This is a genomic window from Streptococcus sp. 1453, assembly GCF_013276955.1.
GTDB lineage: Bacteria > Bacillota > Bacilli > Lactobacillales > Streptococcaceae > Streptococcus.
The window spans coordinates 198,446-223,657 of the sequence record NZ_VMLZ01000002.1 but is presented as its reverse complement, the minus strand read 5'-3'; the positions used below and the strand labels follow the sequence as shown (position 1 = coordinate 223,657).

Annotated in this window: 25 protein-coding genes and 4 pseudogenes; 3 read left to right on the top strand and 26 right to left on the bottom strand. The window is 35.4% G+C overall.

Going from position 1 to position 25,212, the window contains the following annotated elements:
- Positions 1-11: 11 nt before the first annotated feature.
- Positions 12-206 (bottom strand): annotated as a pseudogene (locus HW098_RS01995) (hypothetical protein); the annotation flags it as partial.
- Between the two features lie 200 nt (positions 207-406).
- On the opposite strand from HW098_RS01995, the gene coaA reads away from it, so the two are divergent.
- The 3 genes from coaA (at position 407) to HW098_RS01980 (ending at position 2,196) form a co-directional block, all read left to right on the top strand.
- Positions 407-1,327, top strand: a complete 921-nt coding sequence (coaA, locus tag HW098_RS01990) for a type I pantothenate kinase (RefSeq protein WP_000180505.1) — start codon at positions 407-409, stop codon at positions 1,325-1,327.
- A gap of 67 nt (positions 1,328-1,394) precedes the next feature.
- Entirely contained in the window at positions 1,395-1,631 is a 237-nt protein-coding gene (rpsT, locus tag HW098_RS01985; protein WP_001274000.1) for a 30S ribosomal protein S20, read from the top strand.
- 52 nt (positions 1,632-1,683) lie between these two features.
- Positions 1,684-2,196, top strand: coding sequence for a DNA topology modulation protein (locus tag HW098_RS01980; RefSeq protein ID WP_176139116.1), 513 nt, complete (start codon positions 1,684-1,686; stop codon positions 2,194-2,196).
- 230 nt (positions 2,197-2,426) lie between these two features.
- On the opposite strand, the gene HW098_RS01975 is transcribed toward HW098_RS01980, so the two are convergent.
- The 25 genes and pseudogenes from HW098_RS01975 to HW098_RS01860 form a co-directional block, all read right to left on the bottom strand.
- Complete coding sequence (locus tag HW098_RS01975; protein WP_173213666.1) at positions 2,427-3,158, bottom strand: NAD-dependent protein deacylase; 732 nt, start codon at positions 3,156-3,158, stop codon at positions 2,427-2,429.
- Positions 3,159-3,374: 216 nt separating this feature from the next.
- Positions 3,375-4,085: a purine-nucleoside phosphorylase gene (deoD, locus tag HW098_RS01970; RefSeq protein ID WP_000022096.1), complete on the bottom strand. Its 711-nt coding sequence runs from the start codon at positions 4,083-4,085 to the stop codon at positions 3,375-3,377.
- A gap of 662 nt (positions 4,086-4,747) precedes the next feature.
- Positions 4,748-6,031, bottom strand: a complete 1,284-nt coding sequence (locus HW098_RS01965) for a chloride channel protein (protein WP_176139115.1) — start codon at positions 6,029-6,031, stop codon at positions 4,748-4,750.
- Positions 6,025-6,260 (bottom strand): annotated as a pseudogene (locus tag HW098_RS01960) (purine-nucleoside phosphorylase); the annotation flags it as partial. The gene HW098_RS01965 and the pseudogene HW098_RS01960, both read right to left, overlap by 7 nt.
- A 140-nt stretch (positions 6,261-6,400) precedes the next feature.
- The gene (locus tag HW098_RS10705) at positions 6,401-9,148 is read right to left on the bottom strand and encodes a thiol-activated cytolysin C-terminal domain-containing protein (RefSeq protein ID WP_176139114.1); all 2,748 of its coding nucleotides are present in this window, start codon (positions 9,146-9,148) and stop codon (positions 6,401-6,403) included.
- 326 nt (positions 9,149-9,474) lie between these two features.
- Positions 9,475-10,284 (bottom strand): purine-nucleoside phosphorylase, encoded by an 810-nt coding sequence (locus HW098_RS01950; RefSeq protein ID WP_176139113.1) that lies wholly within the window; start codon positions 10,282-10,284, stop codon positions 9,475-9,477.
- On the bottom strand, positions 10,281-10,844 hold the full coding sequence (locus HW098_RS01945) for a DUF1697 domain-containing protein (RefSeq protein WP_176139112.1): 564 nt from the start codon (positions 10,842-10,844) through the stop codon (positions 10,281-10,283). The genes HW098_RS01950 and HW098_RS01945 overlap by 4 nt, the downstream gene beginning before the upstream one ends.
- Position 10,845: 1 nt before the next feature.
- Positions 10,846-12,057: a phosphopentomutase gene (locus tag HW098_RS01940; RefSeq protein WP_176139111.1), complete on the bottom strand. Its 1,212-nt coding sequence runs from the start codon at positions 12,055-12,057 to the stop codon at positions 10,846-10,848.
- 13 nt (positions 12,058-12,070) lie between these two features.
- On the bottom strand, positions 12,071-12,754 hold the full coding sequence (gene rpiA / locus HW098_RS01935; protein WP_176139110.1) for a ribose-5-phosphate isomerase RpiA: 684 nt from the start codon (positions 12,752-12,754) through the stop codon (positions 12,071-12,073).
- 281 nt (positions 12,755-13,035) lie between these two features.
- On the bottom strand, positions 13,036-13,908 hold the full coding sequence (locus tag HW098_RS01930; protein ID WP_176139109.1) for an NAD(P)H-hydrate dehydratase: 873 nt from the start codon (positions 13,906-13,908) through the stop codon (positions 13,036-13,038).
- A 90-nt stretch (positions 13,909-13,998) separates the two neighbouring features.
- A complete protein-coding gene (locus tag HW098_RS01925; RefSeq protein WP_176139108.1) occupies positions 13,999-14,196 on the bottom strand; it encodes a hypothetical protein in 198 nt (65 codons plus the stop codon).
- A 338-nt stretch (positions 14,197-14,534) separates the two neighbouring features.
- The gene (locus HW098_RS01920) at positions 14,535-15,203 is read right to left on the bottom strand and encodes a DUF6678 family protein (protein ID WP_176139107.1); all 669 of its coding nucleotides are present in this window, start codon (positions 15,201-15,203) and stop codon (positions 14,535-14,537) included.
- A gap of 58 nt (positions 15,204-15,261) precedes the next feature.
- Positions 15,262-15,546 carry a DUF2695 domain-containing protein gene (locus HW098_RS01915; RefSeq protein WP_001031754.1) on the bottom strand — a complete coding sequence of 95 codons (285 nt, stop codon included), beginning with the start codon at positions 15,544-15,546 and terminating at the stop codon, positions 15,262-15,264.
- A gap of 38 nt (positions 15,547-15,584) precedes the next feature.
- Positions 15,585-16,004, bottom strand: a complete 420-nt coding sequence (locus HW098_RS01910) for a hypothetical protein (protein ID WP_176139106.1) — start codon at positions 16,002-16,004, stop codon at positions 15,585-15,587.
- A 40-nt stretch (positions 16,005-16,044) separates the two neighbouring features.
- Positions 16,045-17,088 (bottom strand): Fic family protein, encoded by a 1,044-nt coding sequence (locus HW098_RS01905; protein ID WP_176139105.1) that lies wholly within the window; start codon positions 17,086-17,088, stop codon positions 16,045-16,047.
- Between the two features lie 310 nt (positions 17,089-17,398).
- Positions 17,399-18,742 (bottom strand): DUF4026 domain-containing protein, encoded by a 1,344-nt coding sequence (locus HW098_RS01900; protein ID WP_176139104.1) that lies wholly within the window; start codon positions 18,740-18,742, stop codon positions 17,399-17,401.
- A gap of 240 nt (positions 18,743-18,982) precedes the next feature.
- The gene (locus HW098_RS01895) at positions 18,983-20,236 is read right to left on the bottom strand and encodes a DUF695 domain-containing protein (RefSeq protein ID WP_176139103.1); all 1,254 of its coding nucleotides are present in this window, start codon (positions 20,234-20,236) and stop codon (positions 18,983-18,985) included.
- A gap of 18 nt (positions 20,237-20,254) precedes the next feature.
- On the bottom strand, positions 20,255-20,500 hold the full coding sequence (locus HW098_RS01890) for an immunity 17 family protein (protein ID WP_176139102.1): 246 nt from the start codon (positions 20,498-20,500) through the stop codon (positions 20,255-20,257).
- 117 nt (positions 20,501-20,617) lie between these two features.
- A complete protein-coding gene (locus HW098_RS01885) occupies positions 20,618-21,169 on the bottom strand; it encodes a DMP19 family protein (RefSeq protein ID WP_176139101.1) in 552 nt (183 codons plus the stop codon).
- A 74-nt stretch (positions 21,170-21,243) separates the two neighbouring features.
- Positions 21,244-21,798: a hypothetical protein gene (locus HW098_RS01880; protein ID WP_176139100.1), complete on the bottom strand. Its 555-nt coding sequence runs from the start codon at positions 21,796-21,798 to the stop codon at positions 21,244-21,246.
- 356 nt (positions 21,799-22,154) lie between these two features.
- The gene (locus HW098_RS01875) at positions 22,155-22,766 is read right to left on the bottom strand and encodes a hypothetical protein (protein ID WP_176139099.1); all 612 of its coding nucleotides are present in this window, start codon (positions 22,764-22,766) and stop codon (positions 22,155-22,157) included.
- Positions 22,767-22,840: 74 nt separating this feature from the next.
- Positions 22,841-23,085, bottom strand: a pseudogene (locus HW098_RS01870) (conjugal transfer protein TraA); the annotation flags it as partial.
- Positions 23,081-23,222 (bottom strand): annotated as a pseudogene (locus HW098_RS10295) (DNA-binding protein); the annotation flags it as partial. The pseudogenes HW098_RS01870 and HW098_RS10295, both read right to left, overlap by 5 nt.
- A 209-nt stretch (positions 23,223-23,431) precedes the next feature.
- A complete protein-coding gene (locus HW098_RS01865) occupies positions 23,432-24,544 on the bottom strand; it encodes a tetratricopeptide repeat protein (protein WP_176139098.1) in 1,113 nt (370 codons plus the stop codon).
- A 129-nt stretch (positions 24,545-24,673) separates the two neighbouring features.
- Complete coding sequence (locus HW098_RS01860) at positions 24,674-25,012, bottom strand: hypothetical protein (protein WP_176139097.1); 339 nt, start codon at positions 25,010-25,012, stop codon at positions 24,674-24,676.
- Positions 25,013-25,212: the final 200 nt, after the last annotated feature.

Genomic DNA, 25,212 nt, shown 5'->3' with positions numbered 1-25,212 from the left:
CCTGCTTAGAGTTTTTTTAGTAAGAAAGCAATCAAGAGCGAACAGATAAAGACAACTGTTACAATAGCATGCTCCATCAAAAAAGTAAAACCGTAATAGATTTCCACAAAGCGTCTACCATTATCCGCATTGACTCCTCTTATAAAAGGTAGTGCAAAACTTAAAATAAAACAAAGTTCCAATATATAACGTTTTAAAATTTTCATAGTACACCTCCTATCAGTTGTGAACTAAAAAGCCCCCTTTATAAGCTTATAAATCAGTAGAAACTATCTCCTACTTCATCAATAAATTTGTCAACCTCTATCTACTTCTATTATACGATATTGGCTTACTATTATCAAGAAACCGCTTTATTTTTTTAGCTTTTTATGGTATGATAGACAAAATATCTAGGGGAAAACAAATGACCAACGAATTTTTACATTTTGAAAAAATCAGCCGCCAGACTTGGCAATCTTTACATCGAAAGACAACACCTCCTTTGACTGAAGAAGAATTGGAATCTATCAAGAGTTTTAATGACCAAATCAGTCTTCAAGACGTTACAGATATCTATCTCCCCTTGGCTCATCTGATTCAGATTTACAAGCGAACTAAGGAAGATTTAGCCTTTTCAAAAGGAATTTTCCTCCAACGTGAAAGTAAATCTCAGCCTTTTATTATTGGGGTTTCTGGGAGTGTTGCCGTTGGAAAATCAACAACCAGCCGACTATTGCAAACCCTGCTTTCTAGAACTGTAACTGATGCTAGTGTTGAGTTGGTTACAACTGATGGCTTTCTCTATCCCAACCAGACCTTGATTGAGCAGGGGATTTTAAATCGCAAGGGATTTCCTGAAAGCTATGATATGGAAGCTCTTCTCAACTTCTTGGACCGCATCAAAAATGGACAAGATGTAGATATTCCTGTCTATTCTCATGAAGTCTACGACATCGTACCTGAGGAAAAGCAAAGCGTTAAAGCTGCTGATTTTGTCATTGTTGAGGGAATCAATGTCTTTCAAAATCCACAAAACGAGCGTCTCTATATCACTGACTTCTTTGACTTTTCCATCTATGTAGATGCTGGAGTGGATGATATTGAGAGTTGGTATCTGGATCGTTTCTTGAAAATGCTGAGCCTAGCCCAAAACGATCCTGAAAGCTACTACTATCGTTTTACTCAAATGCCGATTGGGGAAGTGGAGTCCTTTGCCCATCAGGTCTGGACCAGTATCAATCTCACAAATCTACAAAATTATATTGAACCAACTAGAAATCGTGCAGAAGTGATTCTTCATAAAAGCAAGAACCATGAAATCGATGAAATTTACTTAAAAAAGTAATTTTCCCTTGTCAAAACGTAAGTTTTCAGATATAATGGTATAGTTAGTAAATATGGAGGTAAGAACATTGGCAAACATTAAATCAGCTATCAAACGCGCTGAATTGAACGTTAAACAAAACGAAAAGAACTCAGCTCAAAAATCAGCTATGCGTACTGCTATCAAAGCTTTCGAAGCAAACCCATCTGAAGAACTTTTCCGTGCTGCTAGCTCAGCTATCGATAAAGCAGAAACTAAAGGTTTGATTCACAAAAACAAAGCAAGCCGCGATAAAGCTCGTCTTTCAGCTAAACTTGCTAAATAAGAAACAGTCCATAGAGGCTGTTTTTTTGTCTCCAAATAGGAAAAGGTAGAAAATGAAAATCGCAATTATCGGATATTCTGGTGCTGGTAAGTCAACTCTAGCAGAAAAGTTATCTAACTACTACTCCATTCCAAAACTGCACATGGACACACTCCAATTTCAACCTGGTTGGCAAGACAGTGACCGCGACTGGATGTTAACCAAGATGAAAAACTTTCTCACCAAGCATGAAGCTTGGATCATTGATGGGAATTATTCTTGGTGCTATTACGAGGAAAGAATGCAGGAAGCTGACCAAATCATCTTTCTCAACTTTTCTCCATTGACCTGTCTCTTTCGAGCCTTTAAACGGTATCTCACATACCGAGGCAAGGTCAGAGAAAGTATGGCAGCTGGTTGTCAAGAACAATTTAATTGGGAGTTTATCAGATGGATTCTCTGGTATGGGAGAACAAAAAATGCTAAGGATAGATACCAATACTTAAACAATACTTACCCAGAAAAGATGCATATTCTCCATTCTCAAGCAGAGATTGATTGTTTTTTGCGATCTTTAAAAAAGTAAACAATATAGTAGCATTTCATTAAAATCAGCATGCACTGATTGACTAAAAAAGGAAGTTTTTCATCCAGAAAGTCTTCCTTTTTTCCTTTTATTCAACAATTAAAAATAACTCGAGCAATTTATAAATCAGCAATAAAATTCCCCTAGAAATGAAAAGAATCTTGTTCATAGTTTCTGAGTTCGTGATACAAAAAAACTGAAGGAAGTATAGTCCTACTTCTTTCAGTTTTTTATTGTCTCAATTTAGAAAAAACTTCTCCAATCTTACCTTCGATAACTAAATCAGCTTGGCTGTCTTGAGGAGTGCTAGACTTGTTGATAACGACAAGATTTGACCCTGAAAAATAATTGATTAGGCTAGCTGCAGGGTAAACAACTAAGGAAGTTCCACCAATGATCAACAAATCTGCTTGCTGAATGGCTCGAGCTGCGCGACTAAATACATCCATATCTAGCGCTTCCTCATAAAGGGTCACGTCAGGTTTGACCACCTTGCCACAATCTAAGCAGTAGGGAACTGGACCTCCAAGTTCCAAAAAGACAGTCAAATCATAAAAGCGATGACAGCCCAAACAATAATTACGATCTGCACTACCATGCAGTTTCAAAATTTTCTGAGATCCTGCCATTTCATGGAGACTATCGATATTTTGCGTCACAATCGCCTTTAATTTACCTGTTTTTTCCAACGACGCTAGATAATCATGTGCTAAATTCGGCTTGGCATCAGGATATACCAGATACTTTTTGTAGAAATCAAAAAAATCCTCTGGATAGCGCTCAAACATAGTGCGTGAAACCAGTTGCTCGGCAGTAAAATGGCGACCTAGTTTCAGACTATATATACCATCTGAACTACGAAAATCTGGAATATTAGACTCTGTAGAAACCCCTGCACCACCGAAAAAGACAATTCTCTGACTTTGATCAATAATACCTTGTAATTGTTCAATCTTATCCATTTTGTACTCCTAGGAATTTTCAAGTTAAAAAGTTGAAAGTCTTGACTTCTTCTCAACTTGGCTTCCAACTTTATTTGATTATGATTTAGATATTAAACTGACTAGTCTCGGTCCTTTGACACAATTAGGCTTTCTTCAATTTCCTTATTCTTACGATTCATTGTTGATAGTTATCATTTTGAGAACAAAAGAAATCATTCTGAATATAGCCTACCTTTAGTCTGCAATCAAGGTTTCTAATCCAACCTTCATCATATCGGTGAAGGTATTTTGGCGTTCTTCTGCAGTTGTGTCTTCGTCTGGATTGACCAAGCTATCAGAGATGGTCATGATAGCAAGCGCGTCAACATGGTGTTGGGCAGCAAGATAGTACAGAGCTGCTGCTTCCATTTCCACAGCCTTGACTCCCCATTTACCAAGCTCGATGTTCTTTTCGAAGTAGTTTGAGTAAAAGACATCAGATGATAAAACGTTCCCAACGTGGGTGGTCATACCGAGTTCTTTAGCGATATGGTAGGCCTTGTCCAGCAAATCAAAGCTAGCGATTTGTGGAAAATCGTACTGTGGCCAGTCATTGCGGACGATGTTTGAGTTGGTTGCAGCTGCCTGCGCCAAAACCAATTCACGGACGTGAACATCTTCATTCAAAGAACCCGCAGTTCCCACACGAATCAATTTTTTCACACCGTAGTCCACAATTAACTCACGCGCATAAATCGAAATAGATGGCATTCCCATCCCAGTTCCCATAACAGATACACGGTGACCCTTGTAAGTACCAGTGTAACCAAACATGTTACGCACTTCGTTAAAACAAACAGCATCTTCAAGGAAATTCTCCGCAATAAACTTAGCACGAAGAGGATCCCCAGGAAGAAGAATTTTATCAGCAATTTCACCCTGCTGAGCAGCAATATGGATAGACATAATATAAGATACCAAACCCGTCAAAAAGCAAAGGGAAAATAGGAGTTGGGTGCAGTGAGCGATGCTCGCTAGACCAACTATCTTTTTCCCACTGCTTTTAGGGTGGGTTCAATTCCTTTCTTTCTTAATTTTGATGACAACTAGGAGAATAGCACGGGTTCAATTCAAAACCAAACTACCCTCTCTAAGTTTTTAGAAAAGTTTTCCGCTCGTGTTCAAATCAAAACACACGCTCTACCTTTCTTTTTTGTATATTTAGGATAGCAACAGAGAACAAAGTAAAAATAGGAAACTGACGACGCATCGCAGATGCTAGACAGTTTATCTTTTTTACACAGTTCTCCGCCCGTATTCAGTTCAATGAATACAGTTAACCCATCCTTTCTTTCTTAATTTTGATGATATTGAGAAGATTAGACCGGCTTCAATTCAAACCCGAACTCCCCTTCTCTTCTGAGTTTTTAGAAAATTTTTCCGCTCGTGTTCAAATCAAAACACACGCTCTACCTTTCTTTTTTTTATTTTATTTTTATAGCTAGGAAAAATCGGATTCAATCATGACTCCGATAAACCTACTACATTTTTTTAAACAGTTATTGATAAATTGACGATAGTTTTTAATCTTTTAAGATAAATCTTTGATTAGAAGAAACGGTCGTTCTCTATCTTATTACTTTATTCTTTGACTTCTGACACAGTATGCTAGCCCAAGGAAAGTGGTCTAACATTTTTGCAAATTCATAGGCTAAAACAGCTGTTACTAAGAGATACGGAAGAGAATCCAAACCTAGCCCAGTGAAACCTATTACTAATCCAGTTGCAGACCAGCGAGCCCTCAAGGTCACAGACAAAAAGCAAACCGATCCCAAAAGCAAAATGCTTGGCTGACTGTCGAAACCTAGAATCATGCCCAAGAGAGCAGCTCCAGCCATCCCCAAGGCAAAAGATGGCGTAAGTGTACCACCATAGACCCCTGCCCACAGAGTAATAAGAACGACCAGCGCTTTTAGGATAAACAAGAGGAATACTGTTTTGCCATCGCTACCATTCAATACTTCCTGTGCCATCATACGTCCATTTCCAAGTAGATGTGGAAAATAACTTGCCAACCCAGCAAGAAAAAGAAAAGCTGTAGGCAATGTGAGAAGTATTCGTTTATCTTTTATTCTGTTTGAAGATACTTCTTTACTTAAGCGATCAAAAAGCCAAGCTAGTGGGGTTAAGAAAAGAAGTAATAAGGGAATAATCCATATTTCCTTTAATGACCATGTGATAGCTGGAATCTGGTAGAGAGCATGATCTGAAATAACCAAGCCTGCTATATAGGTTGAAACATAGGTAGTCAAACCGACTAAGACAAATCGTTTAATAGATAGAGCAATTCCTAGGGTTTCAAAAACAAAGAAGACACTTGTTAATGGAACCTGATAGACAGCTGCTAAACCAGCACCAGCACCACAAGCAAGGAGAAAGATTTGATCCTTCTTAGAGAGAGAACATATTTTTCCAATTGGTCCTGCAAATAGAGTTCCAATCTCTCGTGGCGCAGCTTCTTTACCAATAGGTGCTCCCCCTCCAACTGCAATAATTTGCCAAATTGAATGAAATAGCTGTTTTAAAAAATGAAGTTTGTATTGTGAAATCTCATACTTCATCTGTGCTTTAATGGAAAAAATCTGTGATTCTTTTTGCAAGAAATACCAGACCAAGGATGAGCTGACACCCACGATTATTAAACTTAATCCTATCCGCGGCGAGGAAACTCCATCTGTCAAGAATACAGTTTGATGCTCTGATTGACCAAAAGCTATCCCCTCTATTATCTTTAAAAGATAATGTAGAAAAATACCAGATAAACCTGAAACTATTCCTTGCAAAATTACTGCTAGGAATAATTTAAGATTATAAGGGATTTTCTGAAAAATACTCCTCAATTCTTTTAACATAGTAATAATTCAGCAAAAACGGCTTTAAGTACGCCTTTAAAATCACCTTTAACACACTCAGTCACTTCTATAACCTCTTCGTGGTTAATCTCTTCTTTGAAACCAGTAGTATAGTTAGTAATACATAAAATTCTTAGAAGTTTCAAACCTGATAGGCTACAGCAATAACTTCAGGAGCAGTTGACATTCCGACCACATCTGTTCCAAGCATCTTATAGGTACGAATTTCTACTCGTGTTCAAATTAGAACACCTCACTATACCTTTCTGTTTAATTTTGTTCTTTCATAGAAAGCTACCTGAGTTCTATTCAAGCTCAGGTAGTACTTTCTTATAAACTAGACAAACTAACTGTCATTGTACCATCAGATTACAAGACATCATCGTCACTCACCTTGGAATTCAATGTCGTACCCCAATGGGTAATTTTACGGTGGGGTTGAGCTAAAATTGGTCTGTTTTCATAGATTGTTTGCCATCTATTCCATAGTAGACCTGTCTTTTTCTCAATCTTAATTCGCAGATTTCTCATATTCTCTTTGATTGGGAGGTTGAGGACAAAACCTGCAGTCTGGTTGCGACCGTTTCCTTCCCAAGAACGACTACGAACAACTTGGTTTCCATCTTTGTCTACTGTAACTTCTTCCCAAGTGATAGAGTAGCGAGCAATGTAAGCTCCACTATGTTGAATTGTCAATGTTTTGTCTTTTGCAGGAGTCTGACTGATTGGTTGAACTGGCTTAGAAACTTGTGTCGCCGTCTCACCATTCGTAGCTATAAAGCGGAAAACTTCTACTTCTGCAAGACTGAGGGCTTGATTGTTCTTACGTAGTTGCACACGAACACGGCGTCCCAATTTCCCATTTAATTGAACATCCAAGCTCGTTCCGTCAAGTTTAGAAACATACTGTCTAGCAACTTCTTTCCCTTTTTCATCATACAAAATCACATCAAAGTCTGACAGACGTTTAGAAAGCTCTCCATCCCCACGGTTATGAAGTCGGACAAGTCCTACCTGTTCTGTACGACCTAAATCAACTTCCCACCAAGGCTGGTTTTCAAATTTTGTATGGGTAATTGATTGCTGGCTATAACTACTATTGGCATTGCCATCCAAGGCACGACTAGCATCTCCACCAAAATCAGTAGAACTTTGCTTAGCTTGTTTTTTCCAAGCGATATTCTCAGCACGATATACTTGGACTTCTGCAAGACTGAGGGCATTATAGCCTTCTAGCTCAATTCGGACATAGCGCGCTTTTTTATGGTTAATCGCAATTTGTGCTGATACATCTTTAAGAGATGTTATGCGTTTTCTCTCAATTTCTTTACCAAAACTATCTAAAAGAATGACATCAAAGTTTGCCAATCTATCCTGGGCAGTGTCTGTGCGGTTATAAATATTGATTTGGCGAATGGTTTCTTCTTTAGCCAAATCTACTTGCCACCAAGGTTTAGATTGGAAGTTGGTATGAGTGACAGAATTGTGACCATAGTTACCATCAACTTTGCCATCCACAGCTCTTCTAGCATCTCCTCCGAAAGCTGTCGAACTTTGACTAACCTGTTTTCCTAAGGCAATATTTTCCATTGGTTCAGCGCTTGGTTGACTAGCAGATTGAGGCAGAGCCTGTTTCTTAAAGAATCGCACTTTATCCAATTTCGGATCACGATAACCATGTTTATCCAAGGTAGCTCGTTTACCAATATTAAAGTTAGGAATATCATTCATTCGACTTTCAAAATAGCCACGAGAACGATGTTTAAAGCGTGAATTACCTGTAAATGTAACAATATCACGATCATTATGAATCAAGGGAGTCACAACATTATCATTATCAACCACATAATGCTTAATCTTTCCGCTAACAGCTAATTTACGGCTTTCCAAACCAACATCCCAGAAACCATTCTTAGCATTCCAAACAGTTCTGGAAGTAATCACTTTAGGAGCACTGAAAGTCGTCACTTTCCGTAATACATGGTTATAAAAATCAGGATATTTTTGGTAAGCTTCAACCGCTGCAATCTGAGCTAGGTAGCCTCCAAGAGAATGACCTGTCATATATAATTTCGTAATACTTGTATCCTTGGCTAATTCCCCAACAACCTTGCGGATATCATCCGCTTGAGCTGGTTTATTTCCACCTAATAAAACCAAATCTGCACTTAAATCCTTGGCGTCATTAACTCGCGTTCCACGAATAGCCAACATGTGCACCGTTCCATCTTTGAGATAAGGAAGGTCGCTCTTGGTCTCAAATAAGAAAGCATCCAAGCCACTATCTGTATGGTAGGCTTTTTTCATCTTCCAGAAAGGAGCCAATTCATTGTGCATAAGTTTGTATTCTTGACGGTCAAGATAGAGACTAGGGAAAGGATTCTTATGATCTAAAATTTTCTCAATATAATCATCGTCTCGATAGGCTAACTCCATAAAGAGAAGAGAATCACGGTCTGTGACATACCATTCTTTCTTATTGTCATCTTCTCCATCTGCCAAACCATCCCCATCACTGTCTGCTAGCAAGGGATGACTGTTATATCCTAGATAATCCTTACCATCTTTGTTGTACACATAAAGTTCATCTTTGTTTTTGATGCCATCTTGGTCATCATCCCCTTCCAAATCAAGAACTTTTTCACCATAGAGAGATTCATCAATCAAATCATTTTCTAAATGCAATTCCCCTTTGGAAATCTTCACCAAATCTTCTGCAGTTAGAGAACGAGTATTTGTTGGTTTTTCTGTCACAACTTCTTCTTTAGTTTCTTCTACAGGAGCATGAATAGGTGAGTCTTGAGCTGGCTCTGTTATCTCTACTTTTGACTCTTCCCTTTTGTTTTCAAGAACTTCACTTGCTTCCGGAAGCGGTTGAGGAGCTAGTCTTGACTCCTCTTTAAGAGGAGTTTCTAGTTTTGGAGCAACATTTTCCGGCTCTCTCAATTCTTCCTTAGAATCTAGCACTCTTGTTGCCACTTCAGATGTTACATCTTGCTTTAGTTCATTGGCTGAAATTCCAGCTGGAGCTAGAAATGCGAAGCCGACTGCAACAGATACAACTCCGATACTTAATTTTTTTATGCCAAAGCGCATAATTCGTTGACCAATTTTCATTATTCTTTATCTTTCTTTTCGTTTATTTGTAAGCAGACTCAAGCAAAATCTCCTTGTCCCCTATCTAGGACAAGACTGAGAAACTCAGAAAGTAAATTCATTCTTATCTCTTCTTATCATCCTAGTCTGCTTGGCTAGGAAGCTAATGCTAGTATCCTAGAATCTTGTCTTTCACAATGCTAACTATCAGACGCAAACATATCTATTCTTCCGCTTCTTTCAATTATAAGAGCAGGAAGAAGCTCATAGTCTACCGATGTTTCTTCTTTGTTCCGAATAGTCAACCATGAAAGGAAAGAGGCATTCCCCCTTTTAAATCTTTTTTCTTACAATTCAGCAAGAATCGCTTTAAGCAAGCCTTTGAAGTCACCTTTAACACGTTCAGTCACTTCTACAACTTCCTCGTGGTTGAGTTCTTCTTGGAAACCAGCAGCATGGTTAGTAATACATGAAATTCCTAGAACTTTCAAACCTGAGTGGGCTGCCACGATAACTTCAGGAACCGTAGACATACCGACTGCATCAGCTCCCAGTGTCTTATAGGCACGAATTTCTGCTGGTGTTTCATAAGTTGGACCAGTAACACCGATATAGACACCTTCATCAAGCTTGATACCAAGTTTTTTAGCCACTTCATGAGCAGTAGCACGGTATTCTGGTGTGTAGGCCTTAGACATATCTGGGAAACGAGGACCAAAGTCATCCAAGTTTTCACCCATCAATGGGTTCTGCCCCGTCATATTGATATGGTCTGAGATAGCCATCAAGGTACCAGGACCAAATCCAATACCACCAGCAGCATTGGTTACAATAACACCTTCACATCCAAGAACTTTCATGACACGTACTGGGAAAGTCACGACCTCCAGAGGATTTCCTTCGTAGAAATGGAAACGCCCTTGAAGAGCTAAGACCTTGCGACCTGCCAGGTCACCATATACCAATTTACCAGCGTGACCGACTACTGTAGAGCGGCCCCAGTTTGGAATCTCAGCATAGTCTACTACAACTGGATTTTCGATTTCTTCTGCCAATTCTCCAAGACCTGATCCAAGGATTAGACCAAACTCAGGGGCTTGGATTCCCTTTTCTTTCAGGAAAGCAGCTGTTTCATTGATTTTGTCTAAAAATGTCATTGTGTGTCTCCTTTATTATTATTTTTTAGCATTTGACCGATTTTGTCAAAAGTTTTAGCATTGCGAATGGTAATGTGGCGATAGAAAGGCATCTTGAGCAGATCCTTGTGATAGGCAGTTTTAGAGTAGGTTTCTTCAGAAAATTTCCCCCAGAAAATACCAAGTTTTCCAAAATGAAGAACTTCATCTTCCAGTTTTAAACTGTCTACTTTCTCGATGACTTGATCCACATCCAAACCCTCAGTGTAAAATAGGACGTCTTTTCGTTCCAAGTCTTCGCTCCACCAAGCTGGGAGATTTTCCACTTCTGCTTCATAGTCTTCCTGACTCAGTAAAGAAAAGCTCTGAATAAATGGATAATGGGCTTCAAAGAAAGTCTCTAATTTTTCAATCAATTGGGCTTTTAGCCCTGTCGAAGTAAAGAAAACATTGCCACTGTTGATGTAACTCTCAACCTTTTCCAGTCCCAAGTTTGTTAATTCTTGACAAAGCTCCGCCATGACGACCTTATTCTTACCACCAACATTGATGCCTCTAACCAGCAAAGCATAGCGCGTCATCTTATACCAATTTATCTAAGAAACTTTCCCCAATCATGGCAGTTTCCACACCAAAGTTATCCGCAACTGTTGCTGAAATATCTGCAAAATGTCCTACTGGAATGACACCATTTCCTTTAAAAGCAGGACTGTAAGCCAAAAGTGGGATATATTCGCGAGTGTGGTCTGTTCCTGCATACGTTGGGTCGTTCCCGTGGTCCGCAGTAATCAAGAGAAGGTCATCCTCTCTCATAGCTGCGATAATTTCAGGTAAGCGTTCATCAAACTCATGCAAACAATCACGGTAACCATGAGCATTACGGCGGTGGCCATAAAGGGCATCAAAGTCCACCAAGTTTGTGAATGAGAATCCTTTTTCAAACTCAGCAAGGCCCATGGTCTTCAATAGTGTATCAATTCCGTGGCTGTTGGACTTGTTGTGTCCCATGTCATGGTTGATACCAGCACCGTTAAAGATATCGTTGATTTTACCAACAGCGTAAGTATCGATACCAGCTTCGTTCAATTTATCCAAAACAGTCGGTGCAAATGGGGATACTGCCAAGTCACGACGGTTTGCTGTACGAGTAAAGTTGCCTGGTTCACCTACATAAGGGCGAGCAATGATACGACCTAGAAGGGCAGGACGCTCAAGTGTAATTGAACGAGCGTATTCACAGATACGGTACAATTCATCCAAAGGAATAATATTTTCGTGGGCAGCAATTTGCAAGACTGGGTCAGCTGAAGTATAGATAATCAACTCCCCAGTTTCCATCTGACGTGGTCCAAAATCATCGATAACAGCTGTTCCTGAGTAAGGTTTGTTGGCTTCACGAATGACCTTACGTCCTGAGAATTCTTCGATTTTTGTCAAGATTTCTTCTGGGAATCCGTTCCAGAAAGTATCGAAAGGCTCAGTAATATTGAGTCCCATGATTTCCCAGTGTCCAGTCATGGTATCCTTACCAAGAGATACTTCCTCTAATTTTGTTGCATATCCAGTTGGAGTGCTTTCTGCAGATACAGTCTTAAGAGGAGTTTCACGAGGAATATTTCCTAGACCAATTTTAGCCATGTTTGGCACATTCAAACCAACTGTTTTTGAAATGTGTCCCAGTGTGTCAGAGGCACCATCTGGAACCCCTGCATTGACAAAGTTATTGGCATCTGGTGCAGCTCCGATTCCTACAGAATCCAGTACTACCAAGTGAATACGATTAAATTTAGACATCTTATGCCCCCTTCTATTTTTCTTTTCTTGAGGTTAAAATCTGAACGCCATCTTGTCCAGCAACGATTACCTTATCCACCATTTGGTTGAATAAGCCGTGCTCCACGACACCAACGACATGGTCCAATTCTTGCCCGAAAGCAATTGGATCTTCGATGACATCCAAGGCAAGGTCAATGATAAAGTTCTGCATATCGGTCACAAAACGTTGGCCATCTTTTTCACGGAAACTTGGTTTGTAGCCAGCTCGTTCAAAACGACGAAAGACCTGTTCAGCGCCATACTGAACCACTTCTACTGGCAATTTAAAAGCACCTAGTTTTTCGACCAGCTTGCTTTCATCCACCACCCAAATATATTCTTTTGAGGGTGTCGCAACAACCTTCTCCATCAGAAGAGCACCACCACCGCCTTTGATTCCGTTAAACTGACTATCCACTTCATCCGCGCCATCAACCGTCACATCGACAAAGTCTACTTGGTCAATAGACTTGAGTGGGATATTAAGGCCTTCCGCCTGTTTACTAGTCACACTAGAAGTCGTTACAGCTGTAATCTGCAATCCTTCTTCCTTGATACGACGACCGATTTCTTCGACAAAATAATAGGCAGTCGAGCCTGTTCCAAGTCCAACGACCATTCCATCGCTCACGAACTCAGCAGCCTTGATACCTGCCATTTTCTTCAGATTTTCCACCGATTTACCTCCATCATTCTCAGTTCTTATTTTACTATGAAACCGCTTTTTATTCAAGTGAAAAGATCAAATTTACATTTTTCATCAATCTTTCTTTAAAAATATGCATTTTCTTTTTACCAAACGAATAAAAATGAGTTTATCTTTTATGTATTTGATTTGTTCATCTCTTTCCAGTTCCAAAAACAAGACCTTAACTTTGATACGTCTAGTTTAGCATTAAAGCAGGCTCATTGCAAGAACCATAAATTAAGAGAAGGAAGTAGATTTATCTGTCTATTTTAAACAAGTTTATCTTTGCTTACCCTCTCTTTTTGACAAATAATTTTCATTACTTTAGGAATACAATTACTAATTTCCGTTGGCAAAACCACATAATCTTCTTGAGCTAGTTCTTGGGCTATGGCTGAATGAAGATGGGTCGCTACTGCCACACGCTCGTAGAGACTGGCCTGTCGGAATTGGCCCACAAATCCTGCAATCATTCCAGCCAAAGTATCTCCCATTCCCCCAGCCGCCTGATAAGGACCGCCAACCTGTAACTGGTAATAATCAGACTGGCCAGCTTGCCAAATACGAGTAGCTGGACCTTTCTCTACCAAAATTGTTCCTTGAGGGAAAGAAGTTAGGACACTAGCCGTTGCATCTTCCTTTTGCTTTTCAATAGCAATACCAGACAGTTTTTCCCATTCTTTTTGGTGGGGAGTTAGGATAAGCTGGCTAGACGGAAATGACAAACTTGTTCTAGCAAGAATGGTCAAGGCACCTCCGTCTACAATCAAAATCTGATTTTGGTTTAAATTAACAAAGACCTGTTTGACTAGATTTTCTCCAAAAGCATCGTCTCGTAAACCAGGTCCCAGCAAGACAACTTCTGCCTTCTCCAATTGCTCTTTTAATAATTGCTGGTCTTGAAGAGAAAAGGCCATGGCCTCAGGTAAATGGCTGTGCAGAGCTGGAATATTTTCCCTGTCCGTTCCAACGGTCACCAAACCAGCTCCACTTTTAACAGCTGCCAAAGCGGCCATGATGATGGCACCACCATAAGGATAAGTCCCACCAAGCAACAGCAGACGACCATAGTCTCCTTTATGACTTGTACGAGAACGTTCAATAATAACTTTTTCTAGTAAGGTTTGATCAATCACTTTCATCGTTTTTTCCTCTCGCATTTATTATACAACAAAAAAGAGGCGCAGACCTCCTTATTAAAAATTAAAAAATTTAAAATTTATATTTAGTTACTAATCCAACAAAATGAGATTTGTTCTTAAGCACATAATGTATTCTTCGATTTTTCTCTCCAGCTCATCTTTATTTTCTTCCAAGGCAGGATAAAACCCTGTAACTCCGTATCCAATCATTTTGTACAGAGCGATAAGGCGGTAACTATTTTCCGATTTTTTATTTACTATATCAGATTCATTTGCAATCTCTTCCATATTGCATAGTTTCTCAAAAGTTTGTCTGTTTGCAATTTTTTGATAAGACTTCCACATTTCCTCTTCTGTTTATCGCTTCGGTTAGGCGTTGACCAAGCCTTTTTCATTTGTGATATCCGAATATTTTTATCATCCTTGCTGCTAAAACTTATCAGTGATAACAACACATTCTTCCCAAAAGCTATACAAAAAAATCATATTTAAAAACTAATTCATAGCCTAACCGCACCTCATATTTATAGTCGGATATTTTAATATAAAGAGGAGTATCACAACAAACTATTCTATTTAATGGAACAATTACCCCTTTAACTTCTAATTTTCAATTTTCATTATCTCTACCCAAAAATAATAAAACATTTTTCAATATCATCATATTCATAAGGAATACTAAATTTATTAAGCATACACTCTATTTCTGTTTTTTTATCAGTAACACATATCTTTGGCTCAATTAAACGTCCTTGACCAAGAACTTTCTCAAATTTACTTCTAATTTTAAACCATTCAACAATTCTCATATTCATATGAAAAAAATGTTCATCAGCATCAATCGTCCAATACATGCTAGGCTCTTCTTCATCAAAAAACGTCTTATATTGTATCGGGATGTCTCTCATGTTCTCCATGATGGAATCTATAAGTTCTTTCCATTTTGTATTGTTCATAAAAGAGGTTAGATTTCTTTCTTCAAGAACCTGTTTAATTTTTTCTTTTTCAGTTTTTTTGTTGTTATATTTCCCATTTTCAATTTCGTCTATAATGTGTTGCATTACAGATAACACTCTATCATCTATTCTTTGATAAACATAAGATGGCGATATACATTGTTTATCTCTTTGTACATAATACCACCCGTAATGCACCCAACCAGTAACTATAAAATGGAAATCTCCCTCCCAACTTATATCGAAATAAATTCTATCTTCATCATTAGAACTACTTATTTTGATAACTCCACTTCTCGGATTTAGTTTTTCACATAAAATATCATTTATTAGTTTCATCTATCACTATTTTTACTTACACCTTCAAATTTACCAGTCTGTTTCTAATACAAACATTTTATTCTTCAAACTTTTCCTCAACATTAAAAATCACTTCACAATCGCAACCAGCACCATTTTCTCGCAAAAATTCTATAACCTTTTCAATATCCGCATTTTTATCTTTCAAAAACTCATTTGTTAAAGAAAAATCGTGATTACACTCTACCGTTTCTGATTTATCATTTAGATAATCAAATAATTCATAAAATAATTTCTTTTCCATCGGTAAGTTCTCTTCAAATTCTTCCATTTGTTTGACTTGATATTCTTGTAACAATTTTCTCTTCTCAAATTTGTTCATGAGCTTTTCTCCTTTATAAAATTATTGTTTTAAATCGTTTATTTTTTTACCTTATACACCATATCTCCGCTATTCCAAACATACATAATTGCCGACACTGGTCGTTTCCCATCTTCCCGAAGCCATCCTGTATATGTGGTTGTGTTGCCATAATAGCCTTCAATAATGATTTCAAATTCTGAGTCTGTATATTCATCTATAAATTGTTGTAAACCAATAGACTTTCCATTGAAATGTCCTTCACTCAAGATTTTGTTAAATATCAATACATCACACAGGTCGATATCACATTTTTTAAAACATATTTCACCTGGGTATGATTTTCTTTCACCTTCCACAAATTCATATATTTTATTAACTTTTAACGTCAAAGTTTCGTTGTGATATTTGATTTCTTTCACCCTGCTATCATGAAGGCTGAAAAGAATGTTGCTACTTCTATCGTGTATAAACTTCATACTGTTCCTCATAATTTCACCTTAAAATCTAGTTATTTAGCTACTTTTTTACATAAAAGGTCGCTCTTCCTTTGCCATGTCTTTCAATGTACGATTCCTCAGTTAATTGCTTAAGCATATTTTCAATTGTAGCCTTTCCTACACTTGGAACTAATTCCATCATATCGCTTTTAGTAAATTTACCTAATTTCCTATCAATTGCATTTCTAACAAGTTCAATTGTAGGCACTTTTTCGTCTACATAATCAACCCTTTCTTCAAAATCAATATAAGCAGCTAATATCGTTCTAAGAATATATTTTATAAACGGCACAGAATCTTCTTTGTTTTCATGCCAACCTATCCCACTTTTTTCTAAAGCTATATAATAACTGTCTTTATTTTTTTCTATTTTACTTTCTAAACTGATATATTTCCCAATTACATATCCTTGTCTGTATAGCAAGAGGGTTGTTAATAAACGACTCATCCTTCCATTCCCATCATTGAAAGGATGAATACAAAGAAAATCATGAATAAAAATTGGAATTAAAAGTAACGAATCCACATCTTTTTTGTCAAAAGCTATATTCAATTCATTACAAATTTGCTCAATTGCGCCTGGTGTTTCATATGGAGATAGTGGCTTAAACCTTTCGACAGCATTACCCTCTTTATCTTTTTCCACAATAGAATTCTGCGTATTTTTATATCGACCACCAATTCCTTTTTCACTATACTTAAATAGTTCTCTATGAAGTTGCAAAATATAGTTACTGCTGATTGGAATATATTCATAATTTTCATGAATTGTATTTAGTACATCTCTATATCCAAGAATTTCTTCTTCATCCCTATTTCTAGGAGTTGTTTTTTGATTCATTAACTCTTTTATTCTGACTGCTGTAGTAACAATCCCCTCTATTTTATTAGAATCTTCTACACTCTGAATTTTAGCAATCTCTACTAATTTATCTAAAACAGCAGGTTTACGTGTCAAAAATAGTTCTTGTTTTCCTTTGTGCTCATGAATTTGTGAAAGAAGATTTATAATTTCACTATCCCACTTACTTCTTGCTAGATTTTCATAACTAAAAAGTCGCATTCGCCTACCTCCTTTTTCTTTTCACCTAATTATATCATATTTTTAGGCGATTACTAAGAACTTAGGCGATTATTAACACTTTCCTGAGTTGTAAAATAAAGTGAGACAAAAAACAGCATTATTTTCTATTAAAATTATTTCATCAACCTTATTTAATAAAGAGCCCTAAAAAAGGAATTAAGCAACCTGACGCTGCTTAATTCCTTCACTAAAATGGTTTCATCAACCCTATTTGACAAAGAGCCGCTTTTACCATAGAAGGCTTGATTTGAATTTACAGACTTTTTATCATACGCTCTATTTTATTTCCTTATAAATCTAACAAATAGACAGTCTCTGGTGTTATTACACCCTTTTCAGTATAAATCACCCAATCACTTACATAATTTATAGAATATGTCCCCTCATCACCTTCATGTAAATCTGGAATATGATATGGTTCTTGAGTCAATACTGCCTTGAAACTATCTCCTTCCATAGAAATAGCTTCAAACCAAATATGTTCAAGATTTGTACTATCCAAATTACCTTCTTCATCTATTGTTTCAAGTCCTAATTTAATAATAATAGTAATATCTTCATTACCTTCTTGTTTTTTCTTAAGCATTCTTTCAACATAAGAAAATCTTTCTCTAGCCAAATCACTCATTCTAGCAGTTTCTTCAGTACTTAAGAACATTAATGGATTATTATCAAACTTTTCTGTAAATTTTGAAGGTAAACTTACAATGTTATTATTATAGTCTTCTTCACTTTCATATAGGAAAATTATATTTGTTTTAGAATTATGGGATTTTTTTCTGTCTTCAATCCCTCCAATTTTAACATTAGGATAATATTTCAAAGCATCAATCCATTTTTTAGATGTAGCAACTATTGGCTCTCCATCATCAAACATTCCTAAATGTATCTCTTCTCCATCTTCATTAGAATAATTTCCATCCATCATTCTAGAAGCATAATTAGAAAGTAAGCTATAATGTGCTTCGTAATCTTTCTTATTTGAATCTAAAATCTCTATTTCATGAAGATTACATCTACATAAACCATGAGTATGTAACCAAACTTCATTCTCATCATAAACTGCTTGAACAGTATATAGGCTTGATGGAGAAGGAAGTACATTTGATTTTGCTGCTAATTCAACCCATTTTTTATTTAACATTCTTTCAGCACTTTCATCACAAAGAGCAACCATTTCAGGAACCATAGCATATACAAGCTTAAGCTGTAAATGGTAACATTTTTTATCATCTCCTTCAAATTTCATATAAACAATTAAGGCATTCTTTGAATTTAAAATCTGTTCTTTTTCTTCTTCTGTAAAATATTGTAATTCCCATTGATACATTTCTTCTGCATAAAAATCTCCAAGATAGAATCTTACATCAAAATCAGTTCCTTTATATGATAGAACAATCTTTCCAGGATAATCTTCACTTGGAAGACTTTTTTCTTTAATTTTAATACCATCTATAGCTTTAATATTTTCAAAAATATCTTCTGTAAGTGAGTAATTATTAGGTACTAAAGCTAACATATGTGAAAATTCTTCCCAATAAGCAAGAGGTGCTTCTTTAATCTTAGAATACTCTTCATTTTTTTCCTTTGAACTATTAAATAATCCGTTAATAACTTTTTTATAAAAACTCATATTTTTCTCCTTTTAAAACATAAAATATCACTGTGAATACATCACAATAATTGAGTAGTTTTAATTGTTTTTTTACACTGAATCATTTACGCCTGAGTTATAAAATAAAATGAGACAAAAAACATCGTTATTTTCTGTTAAAATTATTTCATCAACCCTATTTAACAAAGAGGCTGTTGAAATCTATATTTTTAAGGGAAGTTTTCATCTCGCTTCTTCTCTTTAAAGTGCTATTTCACGCTACTTTACAATATGGCATCCCCAGCCATCATATTCCCCGTCAAATTCTTCTGCTAAATCTATTAAACGAAAAACAATGTCATCGATATTTTCAAAAGCATCTTCTCTGCCTATGACAAGTTCATATGGATATTCATTATCTATATCTTCCTTATCTATATCTTCATTGTTGCTCAGATTTTCTGATGAAAGTTTTGTAAAACCTTCTTCGATTACTTTGGCTAAAAAGGCTTCCCCATTTTCTTCTGTTCTAAAGAGTAGGCAATGTTCGAGTACTCTCGGCACCATACTATCACCATTACTTTCAATATTCTCAATAAGCCTCATATTCATAATGCTTTGATATTCATATCTGTCAGGATACAGTGCATGAAAGTACATGACCCAGTCCTTATCTTCAAAGACTGCCAATGTATAAGCATAATCAGGGAATTTTTCCGACATCATCTCAGAAATTTCATCGTAATACCCCAACTCATTCTTAACATACGCAAAAATATGTGCCCGCTCATCGCATTTCACAACGCCTGCTAACATGTCTCCATGTTGTCCAATAATCTCTACTACAGAGTCTTCTATAGAATATACATACTCCCCTTCTTCTCTTGTAGGAAAACCGTTGTCATCAGCATTCTTATATAATATTTGTAATTGAAGCCTTTTAGGGTAGTTTGCAGTAAATTCAAAATTCATAAGAGCTAAATTGGTTCGAACCACAGCCGGTAAGTCGTAAGCAAATGCATTGCATAGATAAATGCACCAGTCTTCGTCAATTTCGGCAGTTTCTTGATTGATTACTTTATCAGTAGCCACATTGGCTCTGAATGCTCTTTTTTCAATTTCTTCTTTACACTCTTTTACTACTTCTAAAGCATTCTGTTCCTCAGGATCTAACTCCACCCAACGCAAGGCATAAGGAATAGCTCTTTCTTCCTCATGAGTCAAATATTGATAGGCATACGCCATACGCATATTCCATTCAGCCTTATCTTTCCCCTCTTCTCTAACCGAATTCAAAATATCTATAGATTTTAATAAAAATTTATCGCCAATAAAACTAGGTGTTCCTTTATCGTCATTGCCGACAATTGCAAAGTTTTGATAGGCACGAGCAAGCTGATACCATACTTGATAATCCCGTTCTTTCATAGGGATACTTTCCAACGCTGTCATACATTCCGTATATTTATCTTCATCTGTAAGCTTTTCAATATACGCAAAAAATTCTTTGCGATTTTCTGAGTTCCATTTCATGTTATATTACCTCCACTTTTATCGTTTATCCAACATTAAAAATACAACACCACAAATTACAAGTAATAGTCCACATATTCCTATAAAGACTCTATATCCTTTCTCACCCCACACTCCAAAAATAAATGCGTGCCTTGCTTTATCTCCGACTGTAGCTTGATATACCCATTTCCAATCTCTTATCTCACCGATTAAAAATAGTAATCCTCCTACTATCAGCACATACTGATAATATGCTTTTAACCATTCAAATACTTCATCCATATCGTTTGTCTACTTCCTCTATCAAGTATTTCTCTAATGATTTCTCTTTTTCACATGCTAAAGATTTTTCACTCAAGCACCATTCTCTCAATTTTTTAGAATATTACTTTTTCTTTTTTAGCGCCGATTGTAAAAGCTCTCGTATTCTCCTTCAAATACAAACTTTTCAGGGTGAGATTTGATGTAGTTTAGTTCGTTTTCTTCACCTTCATAATCGTAAATGAAGTCATCAGCTTCATCTAAAATCTTAAAAAATTCCTCTCCGTATTTTTCTTCCAATATTTCTAGCATATGGTATCTTTCTTCTCTACCAAAAGATATTGTCCCACCACAATAGTCTACAACTTTTTGAAAATTACCTGCATATTCGTTCATTCCAAAATGTTTGAAACCTTTTATTGCATCTTCCCAAACTATCCCTGTAGGATTATATAAAAACTGATAATGACCTCCATTACTTACTTCTGAAAAATACCAAGTAATGGCTAATAAATATCTTTGCTCTAAAGTGAAAGTCTGCGCTGATTGAATATACTCATCATATCCATCATAAATATTAATTGTTTCCCACATTGGCTCAACAACATCAAAATAAGAGGTTTCATCTAAACTTTTAATATTTTCTATGGTAATCTTTGCGTATGTTAATTTCTTTTCTGTTTCACCCATTTCATTTGTCTCCTCTATATTTTCAGAATTCTTCTTTCGTTGGTTTCATATTTTATCTCTCGTAATTAATAAACTTATGCAAGTTCTAACTCACAGATAACTCTTTTGGTATCTAGTTCGTCTATAGCAGTAATTTTTATAGAATCAAATCCATTTCTCTTCACTTCTTCAAAAGAAATTTTTTCTCCGTTAATAGTTTCTGTAAAGTCATCTTCATCAAATTCAAAATCTTCTTTCTCTTCATCAAAATCAATGTTATAGGTAAAATCTATTTCAATTTTAGAGTTTGGAATTTCTAATTTAGAAAGTGGACGTTTTTTGATATCTTCTAAATTTATCTCATCACAGAACATAGGGTTGTATCCATATCTAGCTTCATCATAGAGTAGAATTTTTTTTCCTGTATGTATATATTTTGCTACTATCATGCAAGGATCGCTAATCTCATTTTTTTCATCATACATACCACAAATCATATGTTCTTCAAAAAGTGAACCATAAAAATAAATTTCATACAGTTCGTTGGTATCTCCACTTTCTAAGTTGTTGCAAATACTAATACTTGTAAATGTATCATCTATATTTATTATATTGTAATTTTCTTCTTTAATATAAGTTGGTACTCTCACTTTGTTTGCTCTCTTAATTATTATATCGTTATTAAATACGTCATCATTTCTACAGAATGTTTCAGATACCGAAAGCCTCTTATGTTTCCTGAACTAACCTCATGATTAAATCGTATATCTGCCATAACTAATTGTCAAGCGATATTCGCTATTGTATTCTTACTATAACTTATGCATTCGTTATGTTATAGCATACCTTTTTGGTTATTCTGCTCCATTATAGGTACACTACTACTGGCTTTTTCTTAACTATATTTAAGTATCATAGTAACCACTACCCAATAAATCTTCTCCTCAAAATGTAAATATCTGAAAGTAACTATTTTTTATCTATCAAACATTACGTCAATCGTATTTTAGTTTTTGATCTTTTTTATCATATTTAAATAAAAATTCTTGCCACCATCATTATTAGCTAAATCATGCTTTGTTTGTAAAAAAGAAATTACTTCTTTTTTGTATTCTTCAGGGATACTTTGAATATTTTGATTAATAATATGAACCAAATTTTGATGTGCAATTTTTCTTGGTGTCATTTTTTGCATACTCATAAAGTATTTCCATTTATCAGGGTAATATTCAAAATTTTTTAAACGCGGTAAATAGTTAGAAACATAACCTGCAAGTCCTTTTTTATAAGCATTTGATAAAATAAAATTATAAATTTCGGTAGTTTCTTCAAGTTGGTATCTTAGTATCATATTTCCCAAAATAGATATGATATTCAATAGTATTTTTTCATTATCTGAATAATTAAGTGCTATCTGTAAAAGTTCCTCAGCAAATTTGTCATCTTTGAAATACGAAGAATAGTATAATGACATTTCATCTCTAGGTGTTTTTTCAAATAACTTTAGAATATTAACTACTTCTGTTTCTGTTTTCATTTTCCAGTTTTTAATCTCTACTTGAAGTAATCGAATATCATTTATTTTTTTCTTTATCTTGAATGGAATATTTTGACTCATGACTCCCTCTTTTGTACAAATTCTAATTTGTTTCACTTAATATTTAGAATATTGTATCATGTTTTTACTAAGTTTTACAGCCCTAACTCATGCTTCTTTACCTGTGTTAGGCCCCTTTTTCTTGCAGTAATTTATCTATACAGCTTCTGGCACTTTCAGCCTGTTCCACTTCTTTTCGTATATCTTTGATTTGAGAATATAGACTATCTTTTTCTTTCCTCAAAGTGCCAATTTCTGCCTTCCATTTGGATATATTCAGGGTCTTGCTCTCGCCTAAATGTTCTTGGAGATATTTCTTTGCACTTTCAAATAAAATTAACGGTGTCATTGTCCATATAAGCGTCATAGAGCTTGTCCAAAGCAACTTTCATCGTTGATACCTTTTTCCACGCTTATAATTGCCTTAACGAAGTCCTTGTGGTTATCATTGACCATATCTTCTATTTGATTTCTCATTTTTTAAAATTTATATAATTTGCAATAAAAAGCGACAGAGCCCTGAAATACAATATGTAAATCAGTCTGTCGCTTTTTCTATTTCTTCAAACACGGCACCTGCTAGGATAATCAAAACTGCTATAGCTCCCCAAGACATATGCAACTTTTTTATAACTTATTCATTTATCATAATTGTTGCAGCCCCAACTTCAAATTTTTTTTACATTTCATTTAAATTTATGTCTCACACAGTCTACCATGAAGCAAGAAAACTCTGGATATAGCTTAAGCCTTACTTTTGGTTTGAAAGTTAGAGATTTTACACGAGAAATCATTTCTTCGTATTCTCTTTTATCTTTTTCCAATTCCTCAATATATTTCTTCTTATCTTCCTCGCTCACATAGTCATCATCAACTATAGCTTCTTTAATAGCATCCATTAAATAGAGTCTATTTTTTTCTTCAAGGACAAAAAACTTTGCTTTTTCGTCCTTTAGCCATAAAGCATAATAATAGTGTTCCCAGTCAGCTAGATAGTATTGACAAATAACTTCATCGCTATAGTAATGTAAGAATTTGTCGAATTCTTCAAGTGCATAATAGGCATCAAAAATTTGCTCCGCAGAAATATCATCTGTTTTCAAATTGTGATTTTCATCTTCTCCTGACTTTACTTTTTCTAACCAAGATATTGCTTTATCTTTATTACCAAGATATACTTCGCAGTATGCAATGCTAAGCAATAGACTCATTCTATCAGGATATTGTTTTAATAATTCTAAAAATATTTCTTTAGCTTTCTCATATTCTTTGAGTTCATATAAAGAGACTGCATGATTGAAGGAATATTCATAACTATCATCAATATTTTTAGCTTTTTCAAAATATTTTTGACTCAATATAAGCCATTCTTTATTTTCATTAGACTGGTACATACTAAAGTAATAAAGCCCCAATCCTGTATATGTTTCAACAAAAGGAGAATCTAAATCCTTTGCTTTTAGTAAATATTCTAATGTTTCTTCAGTATAATCATGGTTAAATGCAATATTGGTGTAAACTCTTGCTTTTTGAGCATTATCTAAATAATTTTCAAATTTATCAAGAAAAGAATTTAAATATCTTATATACTCACCGCGTCTAAGCTCTAACTTTAAAGAAGCAAGCGTACATACTATATCAATATCTGAAGGATATTCTTTTTGTTTGGATAACAAGTAGCTTTCCATTTTTTTAAGGTATTCTGTTGATCTTTCATAGTCCTTTAAAAATGTCTCTTTATATCTACCCTCATATTCTTTTTTCTGCTTGTCCCAATATGCCTTTATTTCATTTATCAAAATCTGTACTCCTAATTAGTTAAAATTTAACAAACACTATTTTCACTTTTTATCCTTTCCTACAGCTTCGAATTTACGTATCCACATATATTTATATTTTCTACTATTACAATACTATCCAATTATTACTTATTCATCTTTCTTATAGTAGCTGGGATAAAGAGGGTGTTCAAATAAACCATCATCAATCATTTTTTCAATCTCCGCCGGCAAATCAACTTTATATACTTTTTTATAAATAGCTGTGCTTAAACATTCAAATCCGCCTCCCGAAGAAGTATCACCTAAAAAATTTTGAATTGCTTCTATATCGGGATAATGATGAGGATTATGTAGATAACGCATATATTCCTCTAAAACTCGTCTAATGTATAGAAAGTCTTTCAGGTTTATTGTTATTTTTTCCTTATCAGAAATAGTATCTAATCCATATTCAACGATATCTTTTATATTTGTATATTTTATCATCTTTAAATTCAATACCTCTTTTTCTCCAAATAATTATCATATAAAATTGTTGTTTTAAATCGTTTATTTTTTTTTACGTTATACACCATATCTCCGCTGTTCCAAACATACATAATTGCCGTCACTGGTCGTTTCCCATCTTCCCTCAGCCATCCTGTATATGTAGTTGTGTTGCCATAATAGCCTTCAATAATGATTTC